Source organism: Vibrio sp. KMM 9700 (assembly GCF_058545285.1).
On the sequence record NZ_CM178589.1, the window covers coordinates 1,052,546 to 1,075,849 of the forward strand.

The 23,304-nt window shown below is 39.4% G+C and carries 13 protein-coding genes and 2 pseudogenes; 2 read left to right on the plus strand and 13 right to left on the minus strand.

Translation table 11 applies throughout. The features are described 5' to 3' along the window. Positions 1 to 7: 7 nt before the first annotated feature. From AC2VOY_RS04680 to rppH, 8 genes and pseudogenes are all read right to left on the minus strand, one after another. Complete coding sequence (locus AC2VOY_RS04680) at positions 8 to 505, minus strand: hypothetical protein (RefSeq protein WP_491832596.1); 498 nt, start codon at positions 503 to 505, stop codon at positions 8 to 10. Next, positions 505 to 2,562 carry a hypothetical protein gene (locus AC2VOY_RS04685; RefSeq protein ID WP_491832598.1) on the minus strand — a complete coding sequence of 686 codons (2,058 nt, stop codon included), beginning with the start codon at positions 2,560 to 2,562 and terminating at the stop codon, positions 505 to 507. The genes AC2VOY_RS04680 and AC2VOY_RS04685 overlap by 1 nt, the downstream gene beginning before the upstream one ends. 2 nt (positions 2,563 to 2,564) lie before the next feature. After that, positions 2,565 to 5,144, minus strand: a complete 2,580-nt coding sequence (locus AC2VOY_RS04690; RefSeq protein ID WP_491832600.1) for a tyrosine-type recombinase/integrase — start codon at positions 5,142 to 5,144, stop codon at positions 2,565 to 2,567. Then, positions 5,141 to 6,397, minus strand: coding sequence for a tyrosine-type recombinase/integrase (locus AC2VOY_RS04695; protein WP_491832602.1), 1,257 nt, complete (start codon positions 6,395 to 6,397; stop codon positions 5,141 to 5,143). Before AC2VOY_RS04695 ends, AC2VOY_RS04690 begins: the two co-directional genes overlap by 4 nt. A gap of 153 nt (positions 6,398 to 6,550) precedes the next feature. After that, positions 6,551 to 7,105, minus strand: a pseudogene (locus tag AC2VOY_RS04700) (thymidylate synthase); the annotation flags it as partial. Between the two features lie 167 nt (positions 7,106 to 7,272). Further along, a complete protein-coding gene (gene lgt / locus AC2VOY_RS04705) occupies positions 7,273 to 8,106 on the minus strand; it encodes a prolipoprotein diacylglyceryl transferase (protein ID WP_491832604.1) in 834 nt (277 codons plus the stop codon). Between the two features lie 51 nt (positions 8,107 to 8,157). Continuing rightward, positions 8,158 to 10,407 (minus strand): phosphoenolpyruvate--protein phosphotransferase, encoded by a 2,250-nt coding sequence (ptsP, locus tag AC2VOY_RS04710; RefSeq protein WP_491832605.1) that lies wholly within the window; start codon positions 10,405 to 10,407, stop codon positions 8,158 to 8,160. A 148-nt stretch (positions 10,408 to 10,555) separates the two neighbouring features. Beyond that, positions 10,556 to 11,089 carry an RNA pyrophosphohydrolase gene (rppH, locus tag AC2VOY_RS04715; protein ID WP_491832607.1) on the minus strand — a complete coding sequence of 178 codons (534 nt, stop codon included), beginning with the start codon at positions 11,087 to 11,089 and terminating at the stop codon, positions 10,556 to 10,558. Positions 11,090 to 11,713: 624 nt separating this feature from the next. On the opposite strand from rppH, the gene mutH reads away from it, so the two are divergent. Next, entirely contained in the window at positions 11,714 to 12,433 is a 720-nt protein-coding gene (gene mutH / locus AC2VOY_RS04720; RefSeq protein ID WP_491832609.1) for a DNA mismatch repair endonuclease MutH, read from the plus strand. 1 nt (position 12,434) lies between these two features. Here the strand turns inward: mutH and AC2VOY_RS04725 are convergent, their stop codons facing one another. From AC2VOY_RS04725 to metH, 5 genes are all read right to left on the minus strand, one after another. Beyond that, entirely contained in the window at positions 12,435 to 12,746 is a 312-nt protein-coding gene (locus tag AC2VOY_RS04725) for a DUF6482 family protein (protein WP_491832611.1), read from the minus strand. Between the two features lie 174 nt (positions 12,747 to 12,920). After that, the gene (locus AC2VOY_RS04730; protein WP_491832613.1) at positions 12,921 to 14,309 is read right to left on the minus strand and encodes a sigma-54 dependent transcriptional regulator; all 1,389 of its coding nucleotides are present in this window, start codon (positions 14,307 to 14,309) and stop codon (positions 12,921 to 12,923) included. Between the two features lie 194 nt (positions 14,310 to 14,503). Continuing rightward, the gene (locus tag AC2VOY_RS04735) at positions 14,504 to 17,086 is read right to left on the minus strand and encodes a heavy metal translocating P-type ATPase (protein ID WP_491832615.1); all 2,583 of its coding nucleotides are present in this window, start codon (positions 17,084 to 17,086) and stop codon (positions 14,504 to 14,506) included. A 2-nt stretch (positions 17,087 to 17,088) separates the two neighbouring features. Next, positions 17,089 to 17,511 (minus strand): MerR family DNA-binding protein, encoded by a 423-nt coding sequence (locus tag AC2VOY_RS04740; RefSeq protein WP_491832617.1) that lies wholly within the window; start codon positions 17,509 to 17,511, stop codon positions 17,089 to 17,091. 313 nt (positions 17,512 to 17,824) lie between these two features. Continuing rightward, entirely contained in the window at positions 17,825 to 21,496 is a 3,672-nt protein-coding gene (gene metH, locus AC2VOY_RS04745) for a methionine synthase (RefSeq protein WP_491832618.1), read from the minus strand. A 468-nt stretch (positions 21,497 to 21,964) separates the two neighbouring features. Between metH and AC2VOY_RS04750 the strand changes: the two are divergent. After that, positions 21,965 to 23,221, plus strand: a pseudogene (locus AC2VOY_RS04750) (cation:proton antiporter); the annotation flags it as partial. Positions 23,222 to 23,304: the final 83 nt, after the last annotated feature.

The window sequence follows — 23,304 nt, forward strand, 5'->3', positions numbered from 1 at the left end:
TGGGGCATCATGCCCCATTATCATTTACTTTATCGTTTAATAAACTCTCCAATAACTCAATCCGTTGATTAAGATTCTTTTTAGCCTCTCTCTCTTTATTAAGTTCAGTTTTATACCACTCAAGACTCTCAATATATCTCCTAGAACTTATACTTAACTTTTCTAGTTCTCGCTCTGATTCAGAGTATTTTGTAAACCAATGCAGGATCTCTAACTTTGATTGATCCAGTAGTACATTTAAATTCTGAGCTTCTTCCTTTTTAATTGCTTTCTTTTTTTCGGCATCAACTATCCTGTCTCTTTTAATATTATCAAGTTCGCTACCAACCCATCCTCTAGCTCCTTTGGGATTAAAGGTGTTACGGGTAAGTCCCGTCAGTTTAACTAGTTGAGCTTTAGTAGGTTTTAATTTTTTATCATTTCGTATAGCATCTAATGCATCCCATATCTTTTGAGTATTAGCCTCAAAAACTTCTTTATTTTTTTCGTCATAATACTCACCCATTAAATCAACTCCTCTCCCAAGTACTCCAGAACACTTTTGGCTTCCTCGATGACAGCAACTATTTGATCTTGAATATCTTCGTAGCCTTTAGCATCGATCAACTTCAAATTATCTATATATATAGTTCTCCATTTTGGAGCATTAGCTTTCGTTACTACTGCATTGCTACAGCGGACGGGGTTACATCTTAAGCCACCAATACATGGTAATGTCTCATCGAAATCTTCAGCACCACCAAAACAATATCCACTACCAACATTAATGATAGCTAACCCCTGATCGACCATAGCTGCATAGATTTCTTCTTCTGTATAATTGGACTGAATGCAGCCATTGAAGAACTTCTTGATATTAGCAAGGTGTCTATCAGCTTTCCCCCCAAGGTAAGTCCCATCAGGGTTAAAATTAGTTTTAACTGACTCAATTTCAGCTACTCTTCTGAGGTTGATTGATTTTTTCCCTTCATTACCGCTGGTTAATTGGTTAGCAATTCCCCCATAACCTAAAGTAGTGCTACTAACTTTACCCTTACGAATCAAACTCTCCGCAGCTGTAACAATATGCTTAAGTTGATAAGAAATAACAGGAAGGCCAACATCTGCCCTATACATTTGATGTGCTAAACTATGGCGAAACAGATAACCATTGATTTTACTGTTTATATCATTTGAGGGTTTACCTCTGATCGCTTCTATACTATTTTTGATAAGTTCAGATAGAGAACTCATAGGCTTATTTATACCATCAGGCTTTAATGTATCAACATTTCCGAAAACATAAGTATTTTGAAATATTTTCCCACCTATTAATTCAACCACTTTCATTGCATCTACAACAATTGGTATAGCTACCCAACGATCATTAAATAGATTCCATTGATTATCTCTACCTTTATGCTCCTCTGAAACTATTGTATGTGTCTCTATATCCAAACAGCCATCAATCTTCAAGTCCGAAAGAACATTTGGTCTTGCTCCCATTAATGAACCAATAACCCAAAGTGCCGAATAATATGCTTTGTTAATAGCTAATCGTAAAGATGTTGTATATTTGTATTTTTTACGAAAGATATGACTCAACATAGAAGGTGTAGCTAATATCGTAGGATCAAACTTTGCTACTTGATTGTCGACAAAAATAGCATTGATAACATCGAAAGAGTACTTCTTCGAATTCAAACGATAAGCTCCATAGTCATTAAAGTCTCCTTTAGAATAATTAAATACTCCAAAACGTGTTGCTAGAGTGTCATAATGTTTAATCATTATCGGATCAGTAACTTTCTCATCAACTGCTTTTAAAAAACTAACAACGTTAAATGATGCTTGCTTTAGTGTATTGTCGAAGATGGAGGTTTCTAAATAAGGTAATGGTTCTGGTGTGTTATCATTAGTAGTGTCTGAAAAGTGTTCTGCATTATACGCCTGCTCTATTGCGTCAAAATCAGCCTGAGATTCAATACCAATAGTTTCTGCTGCTTTTGGAGCGTTTAAATAACGGAAAAAACTACTATAACCATTTCTTACACCTGTTAAATTTAACGATGTTTTCTTCGCTGCACCTTCAAAATCTACCAATGTAACTTCTGAAAGCCGATTATATTGAAGATTTACATACTCTTTACCTAATCGACTTTGGATATCTAAAAAAGTAAAATTTAAGAAATTCAAACCAGATTTAAATACAGATATCAAAGTGTTTACCTTGATTTCATTTTTTCTGTGTCCAAAATCCTTTGGAGATGCATAAATAGCTAAAAATAAACACTTTAATTCAGTAATAACCCCCAAAGGGATATGAGTATAACGATCGAAGTCAAGTTGAACCTTTGATAAACCTACAGATGCAGATCTATTTGAAGTTTCCTTGTCATAATCCCACAACATTTCCTTGAAGAGCGACGTTTTAGATACTGGTAATGAAGCAAGCTGAGCTACATATGAGTTAATAGCACCATTAGACTGACTTATATTATCATTTAGAATCGAAAGGTTAGCGTGCACACTTTCCCAGTATTGATTAATCTTGTAAAGATGTTCTACATATTCTTTCTTCATAACTAGTTGCCCCAACTATCCAGTATTGAAGTTTCAATAAATAGCGAGTCTTCTTTTGCCTTAATCAAAATGTTATCTTCAAACTCCGATGTTTCTAAATTCAATATATCATCAAGTAAGGTAAGATTTTCTAGTAGAACCACATGATAAGGCGTATTAACCACCTCACCATTTTCTAGTGACGCTAAATAATCTCTCTGCATCGCAAATAACTCAGGTAAATGCTGTTCAGTTAACATTACATTCTCACAAGATAAACACTTATTATACTGAGAGCATGGTTTACCTTTGATATACATGGAGGATTTTTTAATAAAATCTGGTGGATCAAATATATTTTTACATCCCCCTAGTGGGGTTTTCATTATAACCTGATTATCATCATATTTACGTTGCGTTGACTTGCTTATTCTTTTTGTTCGCTTAAGAACAGCATTACTATATATATCTTCTAATGCTTTTCTTGCCTTGTCTTTTATAACTCGATCAAAATCTAAGTTTTCTATATATTTCATAGTAGTGTAAAGGGAACTGTGCCCAAGCAAGTATTGTATTTCTCTCAACGAAATATCAGCTTCAATTAATTCACTAACAAGCGTTGGTCTAAACCTTGTTGTCGTAAGTAATAGAGGTTTATTATCATCGCTTCTTAATTGATATTTATCTACAAGCTCAGAATACAAATCAGACATATCGTTAACAGTTAATAACTTCGGCTTCGTGCCGAAATTTATAAATATACGATTTTTTAACTTACCTGAAGCAAATTTCCTTGCCTCCGAAGTTAACTTCTGAACGTCTTCAAATACCTTTTTAACAAAGCTTTCTTGACTAACACTTAACCACTGAAGATCAGCATGAAATAGATCAAGGTGTATCATTTTTTCTCCCGTCGAGCGCTCTTTCCAATACGTCAAACAAGGCTTATTAGTAAGTGGATGGTGATCTTGATAGTCACTATATTCAAGGCTTAATATGGATTCTAAATTCATACCTAAGACCTGACTCATTTTTAGCACATAGACACCAACCTCGCTAGATGTTACTCTTCGATTCAATACCCCCCATTCTATATACAGTTCAACTAAAGAAAGTCTTCTTTTTGAGACAAAATTAACAAATTTATTCTGCTGAACAGTATTCTCTCGTACGGCTAATTCACCATTATAAACAGGTATACAATTACAACAATCTTCGAACATTAATCTTGCTTGAATTTTGGGGTCTGTTAAATCAACGTTCTCTCGATCTAATTTCTTATAAGGAACTAGCTTCTCTTCAACTAAAGCTAGTTCCTTATCAAACATTTTATGTATTTGCTCTCGCTCATATGGAGAATATGGTTTGTATGCCAGTGAAACTCTTACTACTTCAAATCCATCGGCAGGCATATAGTTAAAATCATATCCCCTTATTGATTTTAACATATCAAGTGTCACTCTCAGTGAAGACAGAATCGTATTTGCAGTTGACGTTGTTAATATCTCATCACTAATTTTTTTACCTAGAAAATCTTTAAAATCTCTCAGTGACCACGAACCAAAATACTCCCTAACCCCCCCAAAACCACGAATACCTTTATTTGATAAAAACTCACAATAATGATAATAACTCTGCAAGTAATTAGAAATTCCAGATTTGGATTCTACTTTTAAAGAAGCAATCGCAAACGCATGCTGAACATCACCATACTCACCTTTTTCATAACCAAAATCTGAAATAGAGTTAAGTGTTTTATCTCGCAGCTTTACGAAAACTTCAATCTTACTTTTATTTTTACCTAAAGCCTTTTCTTTACGTGATTGTTCTCGCTCCTTGACAGTTTTATAATTCATTCCCTTTAGGTTAAGCACCTCATTAGAAAAACGTTGAAACTCAGTTTTTAATAGTGGGAGTAAACGGCAAGTACGCTCAAGTGGAATTACATGGCTGAATGCTTTCCTGTCAATTACTTTTCCAAACATAGGCAGTGCAAGCTTTTCTTCATTTGTTAAGCTGTTTTTCCATTTCAAAAATAGTCTTCTATTATTTAAATCGTAAGCAACAGAATGACTACTCTCTTTTATTTGTTTATAAGGTAAAGAAACACCATGCATGAGAAGTAACTGATTAAGCTTTTCTCTTAAAACAAGCATATCTGGTAATTTAAGGCTTTTAGCTTTACATGACAATTTCTTCAACAAATACGCTCTAGAAACAAGCCCAAATTTATCAATCAAATAATCCTGTTCTTGATCCGTGAGATTTAAAGAATTCATCCCTTGGTGACCAGAAAACTCAACATCCCATAATAAGTCAGGGTTATCTTCGCATTGAGAAACAAAATCACGCATTATTTCGATAGCTATTTCATTACGAGTATTTGATAAAACAATTACTCCAAGATCAATTAGCTCTGCATTTATTTTTTTTATTTCTTTTTGTAAAGACGAACGTAGGGAGTAATAATGTTTAGTATCTGTTACGCTGAACAATGCACGTAAATCAACAGAGTTTCGACTGATAGGAGTTAGCTTCTTCTCTTCATAAGTTAAGTTGTACCACCAATCATTGAGTAGCTTTCGATAGTCTTTTATTTTCACTTAATAGCCCCTCGTCTTGGCCTTGTTTTATCTCGTAGTTTCTTCATCAACTCATGCCTTTTAAGCTCTACGCCACTGCTATCAACAAACTTATCCCAGACTTCCACTGGTATTTTCGTGTACCTCTGCGTAGTGTCTAGCGATTCATGGCCTAAACACTGTTGTAATAACAATAATCTATCCAGTTGCGAATCTCCTAGATCATCTGAGTTCAACAACATTGCAGCAAATCCATGCCTAATTTTGTGGGGTGAAATAAGTTTATCAAGTAAACCTAACTTATAAGCTCTTTTCGATAACTTAATAACTAGCTTAGAAACTGAGTTAGCGGTATATGGGTGACCATTGCTATTAAGAAATGCAGGTATGGGTTTTTGCCCCCACTTTCTCTTGTGTTTTTTATACTCAAGACTTGAATTGTACTTTTGTACTCGATTAATTGTTTCCTTTGAAATAACTGTATTTCGATATTTCCCTTCCCTTCCTCTCCCTTTATTACCTTTAATTGTTAAAGTACTATATGGACTAGGAATGCAAAATGTTTGGTTATCGACAATTAAACTTTTTCTTTCTTGCCTAGACAAACTCAATATATCCCGTTGTAATACGTCTTTAATTTCACCTCGACGTATTCCAGAATCGTACATAAACTGGATTAAACACTTTTCTCGCTCATGGTTGGCAACATAAATCAAAGTTGCAACATCCGAAAATTGTGCAGGTATAATTAACGACTCTTTTGCTGCTCCTGCTAAGCCTCCATATTCATAAGGGTTTTCTTCAACTCTTAAACATTTATAGCCAGAAGGAGGATTGCATAAGAACTCTCCAAAAAATCGAGCGTAAGTAGCATCTCTATTTTGTATAGTTCTTGCTGAAACAGGAGTTTTGGGATTGCCATCCTTATCTTCATCTTTTCTACAATAAAGATAATACTGCTGAATTGAATGTGCATGTACCGTTAATAAGCACTCATCACGTTTAGAATTCTTGTGCACTTCATCGTAAGTAGTCAGATACTTAACTAAATAGCATAAATTTTTTCCGTATGTGACAACAGATTGATCACTGTGATTTATTTTGTAGTGAGTTAGAAAGTCTGAGATTAATGGTAATAATTCCATATTCTCATTAAATGCCGCAACTCCATCAGCCAATAGCAGTACGTTAGAGTAGTCTTCAGAATCTTCATGTGCGACAGAGTTTGAAACATCAAGTGTTTTGCCTCTTGAGATAATAACCAGCTTATCCATAACAGCCTCGAACTGTGCATTAATATATGAAACAAATTACACAAATATTACGTATTGTGCAAATTACATTACTTCACAGTAAAACCATTATACTAATTAAAAGAGACTTGATATTATTACGGACTATGCATTTATTGGGAAGGGTTATAAAAAGGGTACGTCACAAGATCTTTGGGTACTATTTAGATACAAGGTATCCCCAAGCAGTGAAAAGTGGTGACTGTACATACAAGGACGCAGACAGCCCATATGCATCTCACCTGGGTTATAAAAATTTAAAATTTCACCTCGGTTATCAATCCCTTGGCTTAGGTCATCAACAATTTGTTTCAGCTGATCAATATGCCCGCCATCAGGTGTCGCCCAGTTACGCCCTTGCACTCCGTAGACGCGCCCCATATCATCTTCACCTTTACGATATGGATTATCGAGCCATGCTTGGTTTAGGTTGGCATTAGCATCCCAAGTTTTGGTGCCGAGTTTGCGAAAATCTGCTGCGTTATCATAGCCGCGAATATAACCAAGCAGTTCTGCAACGGCTGCTTTCCAAAAGCTTTTACGCGTTGTCACAAGTGGAAATTCACCAGCTGCCACATCATAAGTTAAATCAGCATTGATAATGGTTAAGCAGCGCTTCCCTGTACGTTCGTTGGTGACCCACTGTCCTTGGTCGATGATGCGTTGGCACAAGTCAAGATACTGCTTCATGTTTGATGTCCTTGGTTAAATTTTAAAAATCTTAAAAATATACAGGTTTAGATTTTAGCAAACTTATCTCTTTATAAGAATCTAAAAAAATAACATAAAAAAGTTAAAAAAAATCTCTCTAACCCGTCAAGGAGCAGAGAGATTTAAAATTCAAAGTTGTGAATTGCTTATTTCACTTTTGGCGCCGAGCTTGCCAAACCTGTTGCAGGGCTCATTGGCTGAGTTTTGTACGCCCAAGCAATAATCAACGCGCCGAAGATAATCATAGGTAAGGACAGGATTTGTCCCATAGAAATAAAGTCGGCGAAAAGTCCAAGCTGTGCATCCGGTTCACGGAAATATTCAATAATAAAGCGGAAGGTTCCATAACCCATTAAAAATAAACCAGCCGCAGCACCGCATGGACGAGGCTTGCGAATAAAGATATTCAAGATAAGTAGCAGTACCACGCCTTCTAGTGCAAATTCATAGAGTTGTGATGGGTGACGAGGCACATCACCACCAGTTGGGAATACCATCGCCCACGGCACATCGGTTGCGCGTCCCCAAAGCTCACCATTGATAAAGTTACCAATGCGCCCCGCGCCTAAGCCAAATGGCACGAGCGGTGCGATAAAATCGGCAACGCCAAAGAAGGTACGCTGATTTTTACGCGCATACCAAAACATAGCGGTGATCACCCCAAGCAAGCCGCCATGGAAAGACATCCCACCGGTCCAGACTTTAAATAAGTAGAGTGGATCTTCCATTAAGTATTCAAAGCCATAGAAGAGTACATAGCCCACACGTCCACCGATGACGACACCTAAGAAACAGGCGAAAAGTAAATCAGAAACTTGATCTCGGGTCCAAGTGCCTAATTTATCAGCGTGGCGATTGGCCATCCACATCGCAAATACAAAGCCAAGTAGGTACATCATGCCATACCAACGGACAGACAAAGGACCGATAGAGAAAATTATCGGATCGATTTGTGGGAAAACTAAAAATTGGGAGCTCATTAACTTCTCTTTGATTGTTTAGTAGTAATAAAAACCTAGCAAGACTAGATATTAGTGTTTGCCAGCTCGAATAAAGCCAGCTAAATCATTCGCTTTCATATAATCAGACAACATATCATGAATTTGTTCCCCATAGGACATTGCCAGTGCTTGATTCGCTATTTTGGCTAAATCATCACTATTGGTGCGGCGCAAAATATATTTAATTTTTGCCACATTCGCGCTATTCATACTTAAATGCCTATAGCCAAGTCCAACTAAAATAAGTGCGCCGAGAGGATCCCCTGCCAGTTCACCACAAATACACACCGGCAATTGATGAGTCTGGCAAGTTTCATGAATTTGCTTGAGCGCCCAAATCACACTTGGATGGACTTGTTCATACACGCTTGAAACATTTGGATTATTGCGATCAACCGCTAGCAGATACTGAGTTAAGTCATTACTACCAATCGAAATAAAATCGATTTTATCGGCAACAAATGGCAATAGGTAAATCATAGATGGGACTTCAAGCATCATACCGATTTTCGGTTTTTTTACTTGTGGGTGAATTGCACTAACATCAAAATAGGCTTGATGGATCAAATCGATTGCATCATCCAACTCTTTACAGCCGGAGATCATCGGCAGCATAATCTCAAGGTTATCTAACCCAATGCTTGCTTGCAGCATGGCTCTTAATTGGATTAAGAAAATATCTGGGTGATCTAAGGTAAAGCGGATCCCACGCCACCCCAAGAATGGGTTATCTTCTTCAATTGGAAAATAAGGCAATGATTTATCACCGCCAATATCAAGGGTGCGCATCACCACAGGCTTATCTGGGTAAGCACTTAAAATATTCTGATAAACTTGAATTTGCTCTGATTCAGATGGAAAGCGTTGCTGCAATAAAAAGCTAATTTCAGTGCGATACAATCCAACCCCGTCAACACCTTGATTATGTGCAATTTGAGTATCAGCGCTCAAACCTGCATTAAGCATAATATGAATATTTTCACCATCTAGTGTGGTCGCAGATTTATCAACATCTTGCTCTGCAAGGTTAGAGAGTAATTTCTCTTCTTGTGCCAATGCATAATATTCGCTACGCAGCTGCTCTGAAGGCTCGAGGATCACCTGACCACTATAACCATCAACGATGACAGATTTATTCGCAAAATGCTCAGGATTAAGACTTAACCCCATCACAGTTGGAATGCCTAATGCTCGCGCTAAAATAGCAGCATGTGAATTCGCCGCCCCTTCAAGACTTATCACTGCGAGTAAATTTTCACGCGGAATACTTGCTAAAATACTCGCGGTTAGCTCTGACACAAGCAAAATGATTGGCTTTTGGAAACTATGCTCGCGCAAGGTGCGCTGTTCAAGAAAGAACAAGATTCGTTGACCGAGCTCTTTAAGATCCAGCGCCCTTTCTTTCAAATACGGATCTTTCATTGCGGCAAAGCGCTTCATATAAGATTCGATCACTTGCTTAAGCGCCCAAGAAGCCGCATCACCTTTATTGATCTTTTCTTCTAACTCGCGATTGAGCATAGGATCATGTAAAAGATGAATATAAAACTCAAAAATAGCTAATGTGTCTTTATGCAATTCATGATGAAAGCCCTTATGCATCCGGCGAAAATCAAGAATAGTATTTTCAATTGCTTGGCTTAAGGATTCAATCTCTTGCTTTGAGTCTAAGGTACTACTTGGCGTGATTTTATCTAAGCTAGGTTGATCTTGATCCCACCAAACGTCTCCGACGGCAACCCCTGAAGAAGCAGCAACACCTTGATAAGTTTGGATATTAGAACCATCTTGATCCCAAACTGCTTTCGATTGGCTGTGGGTAATAACCAATGCTAATTGCGCAGCAAGGGTCACTAAAAAGGCTTCTTCATCTTCGGTAAATTGACGCGAATCACGCTGCTGAATAACTAATACGCCTAAGACTTGGCGCTGATAGATAATGGGGGTACCAAGAAAGGCGTTAAAGGTTTGTTCACCAAGTTCGGGGAAGAACTTAAAATTGGGGTGCAATTGAGCATTGGCAAGGTTAAGCGGCTCTGCGCTACGTCTAACAAGGCCAACTAAGCCCTCATGAAAAGGGATTTTAATACTTTGACCTCGAAAAATTAGGCCTTGGGTTGCCATAAGTTCAAGGTATTTTTCTTTGTCGTTTGCAAGATAAAGCGTGCAACACTCTGTTTGCATGGCGTCACAAGTACTTTTTACCAACACATCGAAAGCTTGATGCATGCCATCAGCCTTAGATACTTGTTCAACTATTTCTCGCAATCGCCTTAACATTTAAGTCCCTTTTGTAAGTTGTAAACAAAAGCTCACTATCAGCTTAATCCCCAAGCTTAGAGAATAAATAAAAAAGAGGCTGACTGCATCAAAAAAATTGAATACAGCAAACCTCTTTTGAGTTTTCATTCATTATTCTTGAGTCGTATCAGGAATAGGATCTAAATTTACGTGACTTAGGCTTACTATGTCTTGATTTAGGCTCACGAAAAGGCATCGCTGCCGCCGCAAACTCTTTCATTGCACGTCGATAAACATCACGTTTAAACGACACAACTTGCCTGACTGGATACCAAAAACTGACCCAACGCCACCCATCAAACTCGGGCGAACCGCCACGTAACATATTAATCTGAGACTCTTCACAATTTATTCGTAACAAGAACCACTTTTGCTTTTGTCCGATACACACGGGTTTTGAATCCCAACGAACTAAACGCTTAGGTAATTTATATTTTAACCAATGACGACTAACGCCTATCACCTTGACATCTTGCTTACTCAGCCCGACCTCTTCATATAATTCACGATACATGGCTTGCTCTGGGGTTTCCCCCTCATCAATTCCTCCTTGAGGAAATTGCCATGAATGTTGTCCATATCGTTTAGCCCAGAGTACCTGACCATGGTTATTACATATTACGATTCCGACATTCAGTCGGTAACCATCGCCATCTATCACTGGCTGACCTCTAAAATAAAACTTCTCTTATCCTAATTTTTTCACATATCCCCAATTACCGCAAACTTCATCTGTGAAAAATGTTAATTTTATTTCAATAAAGTATGATCTTGCGAGCTTGAAGCGATAAATGAGAAAGATCCACAGCATTATGTGACCTAAGTTTGATTTATTCACTTTTTCTGTGAATAAGTATGTGAAGAAGCGCATTTTAACTCACAGGCCAAAATAAATATGAAATCCCCCTTTGTACAGGATACGCCAAGATCAGCAACAAAAAACATTAATAAACAATAAATTAAGTGCATCCAAAAGCTATAATCGCTTAAAAAAGATCCAAAAGATCATCCCCAATTTAAGATCGGTTAAAGATCAATCAGCTTGCCTGACCACTTTAAAATTTAAACAATAAAAGTATTTAATTCCCTTCAAATGCCTATTTATCCCAAATTCGGGCGATAAAAAATTAATCAAGACGAAAAAAATTTAAACAACCAACCTATTCTGTGGATAAGTTGTAAATAATCAAAGATCGTTCGATCTAAACCGATAAATTTTTTCCATCACTAGATCCTAACAAGGATTTTTCTTACACTATGCTCTCTCAATTAAAGAAATGATCTTATGACAAACCCATACCAAGCAAACTTTTCCCCTGATTTTCAACCGCCTTTGCCTAAAACCCAAGCAGAGCTTTTAGCGCGAGCACAAGATCTTGCAGGAAAAACCTTTGCTGAACTTGCGCAAAGTGCTCACATTCTCGTGCCACAAGATCTTAAGCGTGCCAAAGGTTGGGTGGGTCAGTTACTTGAGTGGCATCTGGGCGCGCAAGCAGGTAGCAAGCCAACCCCTGACTTTGAAGATCTGAGTATTGAACTTAAAACTATTCCGGTTGGTTTAAATGGGCGTCCGCTTGAAACGACGTTTGTGTGTGTCGCACCATTAACTGGCGTACAAGGTTTAACTTGGGAGAAAAGCCATATAAAACATAAACTTGCTAAAGTATTATGGGTACCGATTGAGGGTGATTCGAGTATTCCTTTGGCGCAAAGACGCGTCGGCTTCCCTATTTTATGGCAGCCTACAGAAGCTCAAAATCAAGCACTCAAAAAAGATTGGGAAGAGCATATGGCGAAGATCACGCTCGGACAAGTGGGATCTATTAGTGCCAAGGCGGGTGATGTGATGCAGCTAAGGCCAAAAGCTGCCAATAGCAAAGCTTTGACCCAAGCATATGGAGAAAATGGGGAATTAATCCAAACCTTACCGCGAGGTTTTTATTTACGTACTCAGTTTACCGAGCAAATCTTACAAGACTTTTATCAACAAATGATCGATTTATAAATTAACTCGCAAGCGGCAGTTCTATATCTTGCGCTGTCTGGCTAAATTCAGGGCAACCTAACTCATCATAAACATTCGTCACACGTAAATAAGCAAACTCTAAGCCGATGCGTTTAAGCTCTTCTTTTGCACATTCTAAAGATGAAAAATAAATCGCTTCACCATCGAGTAAAATCGGCTCAATTTTATGTTTAAACTCAACAGCTAATGAATATCTTGATAAGTTAGCACAGCTTAAAATAAAAACTTTAGGACATTGCTGATGCTCTTTTTTATACGCTTTTAGCCATAGTTCTAATTGCTTCTTTTTCATTATAAGCTCTCCTTATTCAAGATAAGATGATTATCTTCTTACCTAATCTATACTCAAATAATCGAATACAGTAAGTATTATGTCACTGGCTTAAAAATTATGAGTATAGGTTTACCCTTTTTTAGCTTAGTAATAGACTTGAATTTGTGCAAGCGAGTCAATTTTTAAGTTTACTTATAGCTTTAACAGATACTGTAAATGATGTTTATTAACTAATCGATACATACTTGCACGTGAAATTTTAAGTCGCTTCGCAGCTTCCTGGATCTTCCCATCACAGGTATTTAATACTCGAACTAAAGCCTCATGTTCACAGACATCACGTAGATCTTTGAGATCATTATCTAAAAAGTAAAGCCTTGGTAAATCAATATGTTGTTTTGATATATAAACCTCTGAAACCGTGAGAGCTAAGTGCTTTAACCTTGATTTCAGCTCATGGAAGTTGCCAGGCCAAGCATAGCCTGAAATATGCTCTATCGCCTCGTTGGTTAATAATTTTTTCGGTTTAGCATATTTTAAACAATATTTATCTAAAAAGTGCTGCGCAAGAAAACCTAAATCTTCTATTCTATCTGACAGTGATGGCACTTTTAAATGCATAGCATTAAACCTAAAAATAAGCTCAGGACTAAAAAATTGACTAATTTTAGCATCATTTAAATCTAAACTCGTCGTAGCTAAAATGCGTACATTTAAAAAGTCATCTTGCAGTTTAGTCTCTAATTGTGAATCAGATAAACAAGCTAAAACAAAGTGCTGCAACTCAAAGGGCAAACTTTCGATATTTTTCAAAATTAAACTCCCTTCGCTCGCAGATTCTAATTGCTGACGTAAAATAAATTTTGCTTCTTCAAGGCCATTTGGTTTCTTTTTATAGGCGCGTAAGTTTTCACAATCAAAGGCTACGCAAGGCCTTAATCTACGAATCGAGCGTTGATGTATTTTACATGCCGAAAGGGTTTTACCAACGCCGATTTCACCATAAATAAGTAAACAAGCATCTGTCTTGGCCAGACGGTTCATTTGCTCTTTTAATCTTAAGTAAGCTTTCGATTGACCAAGCTGATTATGATGATCAAACTGATGCCAATCCTGATGATCTTGAATCGCGAGTTGTAACATATTTACCTGTGAAATCAATCGATTCAAGATATATGGAATCTGGTTGGCGATGGTAAAATATTCAATACATAAGCGTGAAATTAATAACCGGATATGCTCATTTTCAAGCTGTTCTTTTTTGATGTAAGCAAACCAACGTACTTTTGGAAAGTGCATCATTACACTCGCTAAACTGGTGTAACTACAGTTATCTTTGGTTAGATCAAGTAAGACAATCGAGGGTTTCGTTGTGAGCGAAAGTTTTAACTTGCGAACATCATCGATGAGTCGCGTCTCCCACGCGCAAAGATCAACAAAGTCTTGCCAATGTTTAGCCTGACTCGTAAAAATAATGAAGCTCGTTTTGACTTGCTGATTTAATTGATAGTCTATTTGTTGTGCATCATTCACTTCTTCAAGTAAATAGTTTTGTTTATTGTTAGGATGATATGCTTTCATTATTTCCACCTCTATTACAGTGTGCCTGTCATAATAGAGCACTTTATTTCGTATTAGGTCTCAAATTTAATATTTGATTATCTGAATATGTGAAGTGGAATATTTAACACAAATAAAAAAGAGCTAAATTTTCACTTAGCTCCTTTTTAATTTAAAACATATATTTAAAACAAAATCTTATTTGTATAGGTGTTTTATTTTTTTGTTTCTGGATTAAATAAACGCAGACGGTTCGCATTGCTCACCACGGTAATCGATGATAAAGACATCGCAGCGCCGGCCACTACTGGATTAAGTAACATGCCCGTTAAGGGAAATAATATTCCAGCTGCAATAGGGATACCTAAGCTATTATAAATAAAGGCGCCCCATAGATTTTGTTTAATGTTAGTCAAAGTCGCTTGGCTCACATCAATCACATCGAGAATACCGAGTAAAGAATCTCGCATTAAGGTGATGTCAGATGCTTCAATCGCTACATCAGTGCCTGCGCCAATGGCAAAACCAAGGTTTGCTTTAGCTAGCGCTGGTGCATCGTTAATCCCATCACCAACCATCCCGACTTTAAGACCTTGCGCTTGAAGTTTTTCAATCCAATCCAGTTTATCTTGTGGTAACAGTTCACTATGAAACTCATCAATGCCAGCTTCTTCGCTCACAAGTTTTGCACTGGCTTGATTATCACCGGTTAACATAATGATTTGTAAACCGCGTTGTTTGAAGCCTGCAATCGCCTCTATGGCATCCTCACGGATCGGGTCAATGATGGCAAAAAGCGCCATTAATTGATTGCCTCTCGCAAAGTAAACCAAGGTATGCCCAGTTTTTTGCCAGCTTGTTTCTTGCGCTTGAACGCTTTTAAGATCAACACCAGAAGTTTGCATCAATTTGCGATTACCGAGCAGTAGCGCCTCATCTTGATAAAGAGCTTTCACCCCAAACCCTGACACTGACTCAAATTCTTGAAGCTTAAGCGACTCTAAGGTTACTCCTTGCGTTTGTGCTTTTTCATCGACGAAAGCGATCAAAGCATCCGCAAGTGGGTGATGGGTTTTTCGCTCTAGCGCTTTGACCAATGCGAGCTCTAAACTTAGTTCGTCCTGAGCAAAGAAAGCTTGTTTCACTTCAGGTTTACCTTGGGTGATCGTCCCTGTTTTATCGAGCACGATAGCATCTAACTCACTGGCTACTTGCAGTGCATCACCATTTTTAATTAATCCACCAAATTGCGCTGCCTTGCCTATACCTATCATGGTCGAAATTGGTGTCGCTAACCCAAGTGCGCACGGGCAAGCAATGATAAGTACAGAAGTCGCGACCACTAACATATAAGAGATACTTGGCTCAGGCCCAACCCAGAACCAGATCAAAGCACTGAGCAGAGCAATCACAATCACACAAGGTACAAATATTGCTGCAACCTTATCTGCGAGTTGGCTAATCGGCGGTTTGGTATTTTGCGCCTTGTTCACCATATCAATAATTTGTGAAAGCATAGTTTCATTGCCAACTTTTTGAGCTTCAAACACAAAACTACCCTGCCCATTGACAGTCCCTGCATGCACAAGATCACCTTGCTTTTTCACCACAGGGATCGGCTCACCAGTTAGCATAGATTCATCAATCAGGCTTTCACCTTCTTGTATTATTCCATCAACAGGGATCTTCTCGCCTGAGCGAACATGCAAGCGATCGCCAATTTTGACGTCTTCAACTGGCACTTGTATATCTTTGCCATCTTGAATGATTACAGCAGTTTTTACTTGCAGATCAAAAAGATGACGCAGTGCTTTGGAAGTTCGAGATCGTGCTTTGACTTCAAGGGCTTGGCCTAAATTGATCAAACCTAAAATCATCGCCGAGGCTTCAAAATACAAATGGCGCCCTGCTTCTGGGAACAAAGTCGGCACTAAAACCACCAGCATAGAATAAAGCCAAGCTGCGCCTGTCCCCATCGCAATTAAAACGTCCATATTGGCATGACGATTTTTAATTGCTTTAAAGCCACTGATATAAAAGTGACGTCCTGAAAAATACAAGACAGCCAAACAAACCAGACCAACAATGCCCCAAATCAGCTGAGAAACACCTGTCTCTACTGCCATATTGCCACCTAAAACGCCATATAGCATGAGTGGCACACCTACGCCCAAGCCAAGCCAGCTTTGCGAGACTTTGGTTTTATATTCAGATTCTTGTCGTTGGATTTGAACATCCGGTGCTTGATCTTTATCTTCAATCAAGCTTGCACCATAGCCTACATCTTCGATCGCTTGGATCAAGATTTTTGGATCTGAACTCGATTCAACTTGCGCGGTGCGGTTGGCAAAATTAATCTCAACATTTGTGACGCCTTGGGTATTCATCAAGGCTTTGTGAATACTTGCGACACAACTGGCACAAGTGACGCCGGTTAAGGCTAAGCTAATATTCTGTGAGTGTGCATCCTGAGAATTTGTCTGGCTAGTTTTTGCGGCAGGTTTAGCTGCTTGTTCAAGGCTTAATTCAACTTGCTTGGTATCTGTTTGCGGAGTTTGGTTGCTAACATCTTGCTTGACTTTATCTGAACCTATCGGCGTAGCACTTGCGCCATAACCAAGGCTAGCAATCTCATCTATCAATTTAGATTGGGAAAGCGATGTATTCACTTTCGCCCAAGACTTATCATCAGAAAATTCTAGAGTTAAATTCTCTTCAATATCAATCAGATGATTTTTAATTTTATTCATGCACTTGCCACAACGAACACCGGATAAATAAACTATTTGCTCTGCCATTTTTACTCCTTATCTTGCTGCTCTTGTTGCCAAGTTTCGATGAGACAGCAAATACTCTTTCCATTTGGTTGGCCATCCGCTTGTGATTGCCATGTATTAAAGGCCGTCTTCATTTGCGTGAGTTCGGTTTGCATTTGTCTAATTCGTTGTTCTGTCTCATAAATTTTTTGTGCCATCAATTCACGCACATCAGGGCAAGGTGAATGACCTTTATTTGAGGTATCAATGATCTGCTCAATTTCACTGACGCTAAAGCCTAACGCACGTGCGCCGGTTATAAACTTGAGTCGATGGAGCGCTTGTTGATCATAAATTTTATAACCATTATCCGGATCTTTAACATGCGAAAGCAGGCCCTTACGGGTATAAAAACGCACTGTATCTAAGCTCACTTGAGCTGCGTTTGCGAGTTCTTTGGTATACATAAATGCCCCTTGAGTTAGCCAAAAAAGATCACTAATAACGCGACCACAAGCATCATCACAGCAAAGACTTTTAAGCCTAGTTTTAAGTCACCACCACCTTTTGGTGGTTGATTACAACATCCCATAAGCACCTCTTTATCTATATAAAGGATTCAAAATCATGACAGCATAAAGACAGTCTAAAACATATGTCTAACACACAGGTCAAGTCATTATCGTTTTTATGCCAAAGATGGAATGAAAAAAAGCCCAGATCTTATATCGATCTGAGCTTTTAGATTGTTTGCTGGTTATAGATTTAGTTAAATACTAATTAAGCATTCAGATTTGGCCCTAACCATTTTTCCATTTCCACGTCATCCCAGCCTTTGCGCTTGGCATAATCTTGCGCTTGGTCTTGTTGAATTTGCGCAACTGCAAAATAACGCGACTCTGGGTGAGAGAAATACCAACCCGAAACCGATGCGCCTGGGAACATGGCATAGCTTGTTGTCAGTTGCATGCCAATGCGGGTTTCAACATCAAGTAAATCCCAAATCGCTTGTTTTTCTGTATGTTCAGGGCAGGCTGGATAACCTGGTGCTGGGCGTATACCTTGGTATTTCTCACGGATCAAATCATCATTGGAAAGGCTTTCATCTGGACTATAACCCCAAATTTTAATGCGCATTTCTTGATGTAAATATTCCGCAAAGGCTTCTGCTAGGCGATCCGCCACAGCTTGCACCATAATGGCGTTGTAATCATCGCCTTTGGCTTTAAAGTCATCGGCTAGTTCACGCTCACCTATACCACCTGTCACTGCAAATGCGCCAATCCAGTCTTGCTTATCACTTGCTTTTGGCGCCACAAAGTCAGACAAGCAATAGTTCGCACCTCTTGGTTTTTTAGTTTGCTGACGTAAATGATGCAGGCATTCAATCACCTCGTCTCGGGACTCATCCGCGTAAACTTCAATGTCATCACCATTTGAGTTTGCAGGGAACAGACCACACACACCAGCTGTTTTGAGCATACCTTCGGCTTCGATTTTATCTAACCAATCGTTCGCATCTTTAAATAAACGCCCAGCTTCTTCACCGACTTCTTCATGTTTTAAGATCGCAGGATATTTGCCCATCAACCCCCAAGTTAAGAAAAATGGTGTCCAGTCAATGTATTCACGCAAGGTTGCAACGGACACATCTTGATAAACTTGTATTCCAGTTTGCTTGGGTACTGGCGGCGTGTAAGTTTGCCAATCGGTTTTAAATGCATTTTCGCGAGCAACTTCTATAGTCACTGGCGGCGTACGCGGTTTTTTACGCGCATGTTGCTCACGCACAATGTCATAATCTGCTTGCAGTTTTTCAACAAAAGCAGGCTTTTGCGTCTCAGATAAGAGTGCTGAGCAGACCCCAACCGAACGTGACGCATTATTCACATACACTACAGGTTGCGAGTAATTTTGCTCAATTTTAACCGCAGTGTGCGCCTTTGATGTCGTTGCGCCACCAATTAATAGAGGCAAATCAAAGCCTTGACGCTCCATTTCTTTGGCAACATGCACCATTTCATCGAGTGATGGGGTAATAAGCCCTGACAGACCAATAATATCGACCTTTTCATCACGAGCGACTTGGAGGATTTTCTCCGCTGACACCATAACGCCTAAGTCGATGATTTCATAGTTATTACATTGTAGAACAACGCCAACAATGTTTTTTCCGATATCGTGCACGTCGCCTTTAACCGTCGCGAGTAAGATCTTACCATTGGTTTGACCGACTTGTTTTTCCGCATCGATATAAGGCTCAAGATAAGCCACAGCTTGCTTCATGACGCGAGCAGATTTCACCACCTGCGGCAAGAACATTTTCCCTTCACCGAAGAGATCGCCAACCACATTCATGCCATCCATCAGCGGGCCTTCGATAACTTCAAGTGGCTTGGCACTTTGGGCGCGCGCTTCTTCTGTATCTTCAACGATAAATTCAGTGATGCCTTTTACTAGCGCATGCTCAAGGCGTTTTCGAACCGGCCAAGTGCGCCATTCGAGTGCCGCCGGATCATCGGCTTTACCGACGGCATTGCTACGATACTCTTCGGCAACATCAAGCAAACGTTCAGTCGCATCATCACGGCGGTTTAGGACTGCATCTTCGACCGCGTTACGCAGTTTTTCGGGAACATTGTCATAAATCTCAAGCTGACCTGCGTTAACAATCCCCATATCCATGCCGTTTTTAAAGCAGTGATATAAGAAGACAGCATGAATCGCTTCACGCACATAGTTATTGCCACGAAATGAGAACGACACATTCGAGACCCCACCGGAGATCATCGCATGCGGTAAGTTTTGTTTGATATCCGCAACCGCTTCAATGAAATCAACAGCATAGTTATTATGCTCATCAATCCCTGTCGCAATTGCAAAAATGTTTGGATCGAAAATAATATCTTCAGGTGGGAAGCCTACTTGTTCGACTAAGATCTTATACGCGCGCTTACAAATCTCAAATTTACGTTCACGAGTATCCGCTTGCCCCGCTTCATCAAACGCCATCACAATCACAGCTGCGCCATAACGACGTACAAGTTTGGCTTGAGCAATAAAGTTTTCTTCACCTTCTTTAAGCGAGATCGAGTTAACGATGCCTTTGCCTTGAATGCATTTCAGGCCTGCCTCGATAATATCCCACTTAGAGGAATCCACCATCACAGGAACTTTGGAGATCTCAGGTTCACTTGCACATAGATTTAAAAAGCGCACCATCGCGGCTTTAGCATCAAGCATGCCTTCATCCATGTTGATATCGATGATCTGGGCGCCATTTTCAACTTGCTGACGCGCAACGTCAAGCGCCTCATCATATTCTTCATTGACTATCAAACGCTTAAATCGCGCACTACCCGTAACATTGGTACGTTCACCGACATTCACAAAAAGAGAGTCTTTTTCGATTGTCAAAGGCTCAAGGCCAGATAAACGACAAGCAGTGGTGAGTGTCGCAGGTTTTCGTGGCGCAACCCCAGACACAGCCTCGCTCATGGCTTTTATATGCTCAGGCGTGGTTCCGCAGCAGCCGCCAACAAGGTTTAGAAAACCCGCCTGCGCCCACTCTTTAATATGCTCCGCCATTTCTTCGGCGCCAAGATCATATTCACCAAAAGCATTTGGCAACCCAGCATTTGGGTGCGCAGAAACGAAGCCTTCTCCAATGCGCGATAGCTCTTCAACATATTGACGCAATTCATCAGGCCCAAGGGCGCAGTTGAGGCCAAAAGATAGCGGCTGCACATGACGTAAGGCATTATAAAAAGCTTCGGTAGTTTGACCGGATAAAGTACGGCCAGAGGCATCGGTAATCGTACCTGAAATCATGACAGGTAGCTTATAACCTAGCTCTTCGAAGACAGTTTCCACCGCAAAGGCACAAGCTTTGGCATTCAAAGTATCAAAAATAGTTTCGATTAAAATAAGATCAGCGCCACCTTCAATCAGTGCGCGCGTCGATTCTTGATAAGCCTCTGATAAAGTATCAAAATCTATATTACGGTAGCCGGGATCATTCACATCTGGTGAAATTGAACAAGTACGGTTGGTTGGGCCGAGGACACCGGCCACATAACGCGGCTTTTCAGGCGTTAGAGCTGTATATTTATCTGCAGCAGCACGCGCAAGCTTGGCTGATTCCAAGTTAATCTCAGCACTTAACTCGCTCATATCATAATCGGCCATTGCGATGCTAGTCGAGTTAAAGGTGTTGGTTTCGAGAATATCAGCGCCAGCTGCTAAATAATCTTCATGGATAGATTGGATCAGCTGTGGTTGGGTGAGAGAAAGTAAGTCATTGTTACCTTTAAGATCACAATGCCAGTCTTGAAAGCGCTGACCACGATAGTCTGCTTCTTCAAGTTTATGGCCTTGGATCATAGTGCCCATCCCGCCATCTATAATAAGAATGCGTTTTTCTAGCGCTTGGGCGATAGGATGCGTTTTCATATTGGAATCGTTAAAAACTTGTGCCACGGTATTCTTACCTCGCTGTCCGTGCGTCATGGTGATAATTCATCCTATCACACCTTTTTGATAAATCAATATAGAAATCTAGACGTCTAAATAACTTTAGATCTGAACCGATTTTAAATCAAAGATAAACAAAAGTTAGTTTAAATCAAAAGAATTTGATTTGTGGCTAGTGAAGTAAACCAAAACTAAGATAGAATAAATTTTGAGCATATTTACATTTAACATCTATTTTATCCCAACTTTCCCGCTAGAATAATTAATACTTGGGATTAAGACGCACTGTCTTACAAAAATAGATTGATCTTTAGGTCTAAGCAGTCGAAAATTATAAACTTACAATTTGTAACAATACTTTATACCCAAGTGACTTCAGGTTAAGGCTTCGCCTATCGATTGAAGTTACTTAGGTATACAACCAACTCCATTATCTAAGGTCTTGCTATGTCCGTTTATCATACGCTTTGTTTTCTATCAGCCGCAGCCATGCTGATAGCTTTTATAAACAGCAAATTTGGTCGCCTTCAAACCACGATTGCGATTACAGCTGGTTCGATGATGTTGTCTCTATTTATATTGATTGCAGGTCAAAATGGCTGGTTTAGCCTCACTCAAATTGCAACAGAGACCATCGACTCGATTAATTTTGAAGAATTTCTCTTAAACGGTATTTTAGGATTCTTACTCTTTGGTGGCGCACTGGCAATTAAGCTGCCGCATTTTAGAGATCAAAAATGGGAAATTGCAGGGCTCGCATTAGGTGCAACCCTCTTCTCAACTTTCTTTATCGGCTTTGCGCTGTACTTTATTTTTCAATTACTCGCGATTCCTTTTGATTTAATCTACTGCCTATTATTTGGCGCTTTGATTTCTCCAACCGACCCGATTGCAGTACTTGCGATTGTTAAGAAACTGCATGCACCACAACGTATTTCGACTCAAATTGAAGGGGAATCTCTCTTCAATGACGGCTTTGGTTTGGTTATTTTTGTCACTATGTTCACCGTGGCCTTTGGCACAGAAGCGCCAACAGTGACAAGTGTAGTCGAGCTTTTCCTACAAGAAGCAGTCGGCGGGATTATCTACGGTTTGATTCTTGGGGTGATCGCCCACTACTTGATCAGCTCAACCAATGAACACTCGATGGAATTATTACTTATGATCTGTGTGCCAACGGCTGGCTATGCATTTGCTGAGTTCATCGAAGTTTCAGGCCCGCTGGCAATGGTGGTTTCAGGGATCATGATCGGTAACTGGACACGCTTTATTGGTTTTTCAAAAGATACTAGCGAGCACGTCGATGCATTTTGGGAGCTGATTGATGAGTTCTTAAATGGCGTTCTTTTCTTGCTTATCGGTATGTCTATGCTCTTGTTTGAATTCCACAAAGAAGACTGGATTGTGATGCTGATTGCCGTACCATTGGTATTACTTGCACGTTACTTAAGTGTTTACTGCTCATACATTGGCTTTAAACGCTTCCGTAATTATAACCCTGAATCAGTTAAAATCTTAACTTGGGGTGGTTTACGTGGTGGCCTTGCATTAGCTATGGCACTTTCAATTCCATCCGGACACATGGTTATAGATGCAAAAGGCATTGATGTTAAAGAAGTTATTATGGTGATGACTTATGCCGTCGTGGTCTTCTCTATCTTGGTTCAAGGTTCAACCATTACGCCTATGATCAATAAAGCCAAAGCATATGAAGAGCAAAAAAAGCAAAACCAGGATTTACTTGCAAAGAAGCAAGCGCAGCAAGCTGAGGCGACTTTACTAGCTGA

Excerpts from the sequence above, each read along its gene's own strand:
- ptsP (WP_491832605.1), bottom strand. The coding sequence starts at position 10,407 with ATGTTAAGGCGATTGCGAGAAATAGTTGAACAAGTATCTAAGGCTGAT.
- lgt (WP_491832604.1), bottom strand. The coding sequence starts at position 8,106 with ATGAGCTCCCAATTTTTAGTTTTCCCACAAATCGATCCGATAATTTTC.
- AC2VOY_RS04740 (WP_491832617.1), bottom strand. The coding sequence starts at position 17,511 with ATGTATACCAAAGAACTCGCAAACGCAGCTCAAGTGAGCTTAGATACA.
- AC2VOY_RS04735 (WP_491832615.1), bottom strand. The coding sequence starts at position 17,086 with ATGGCAGAGCAAATAGTTTATTTATCCGGTGTTCGTTGTGGCAAGTGC.
- metH (WP_491832618.1), bottom strand. The coding sequence starts at position 21,496 with ATGAAAACGCATCCTATCGCCCAAGCGCTAGAAAAACGCATTCTTATT.
- AC2VOY_RS04695 (WP_491832602.1), bottom strand. The coding sequence starts at position 6,397 with ATGGATAAGCTGGTTATTATCTCAAGAGGCAAAACACTTGATGTTTCA.
- AC2VOY_RS04730 (WP_491832613.1), bottom strand. The coding sequence starts at position 14,309 with ATGAAAGCATATCATCCTAACAATAAACAAAACTATTTACTTGAAGAA.
- mutH (WP_491832609.1), top strand. The coding sequence starts at position 11,714 with ATGACAAACCCATACCAAGCAAACTTTTCCCCTGATTTTCAACCGCCT.
- AC2VOY_RS04680 (WP_491832596.1), bottom strand. The coding sequence starts at position 505 with ATGGGTGAGTATTATGACGAAAAAAATAAAGAAGTTTTTGAGGCTAAT.
- AC2VOY_RS04725 (WP_491832611.1), bottom strand. The coding sequence starts at position 12,746 with ATGAAAAAGAAGCAATTAGAACTATGGCTAAAAGCGTATAAAAAAGAG.
- AC2VOY_RS04685 (WP_491832598.1), bottom strand. The coding sequence starts at position 2,562 with ATGAAGAAAGAATATGTAGAACATCTTTACAAGATTAATCAATACTGG.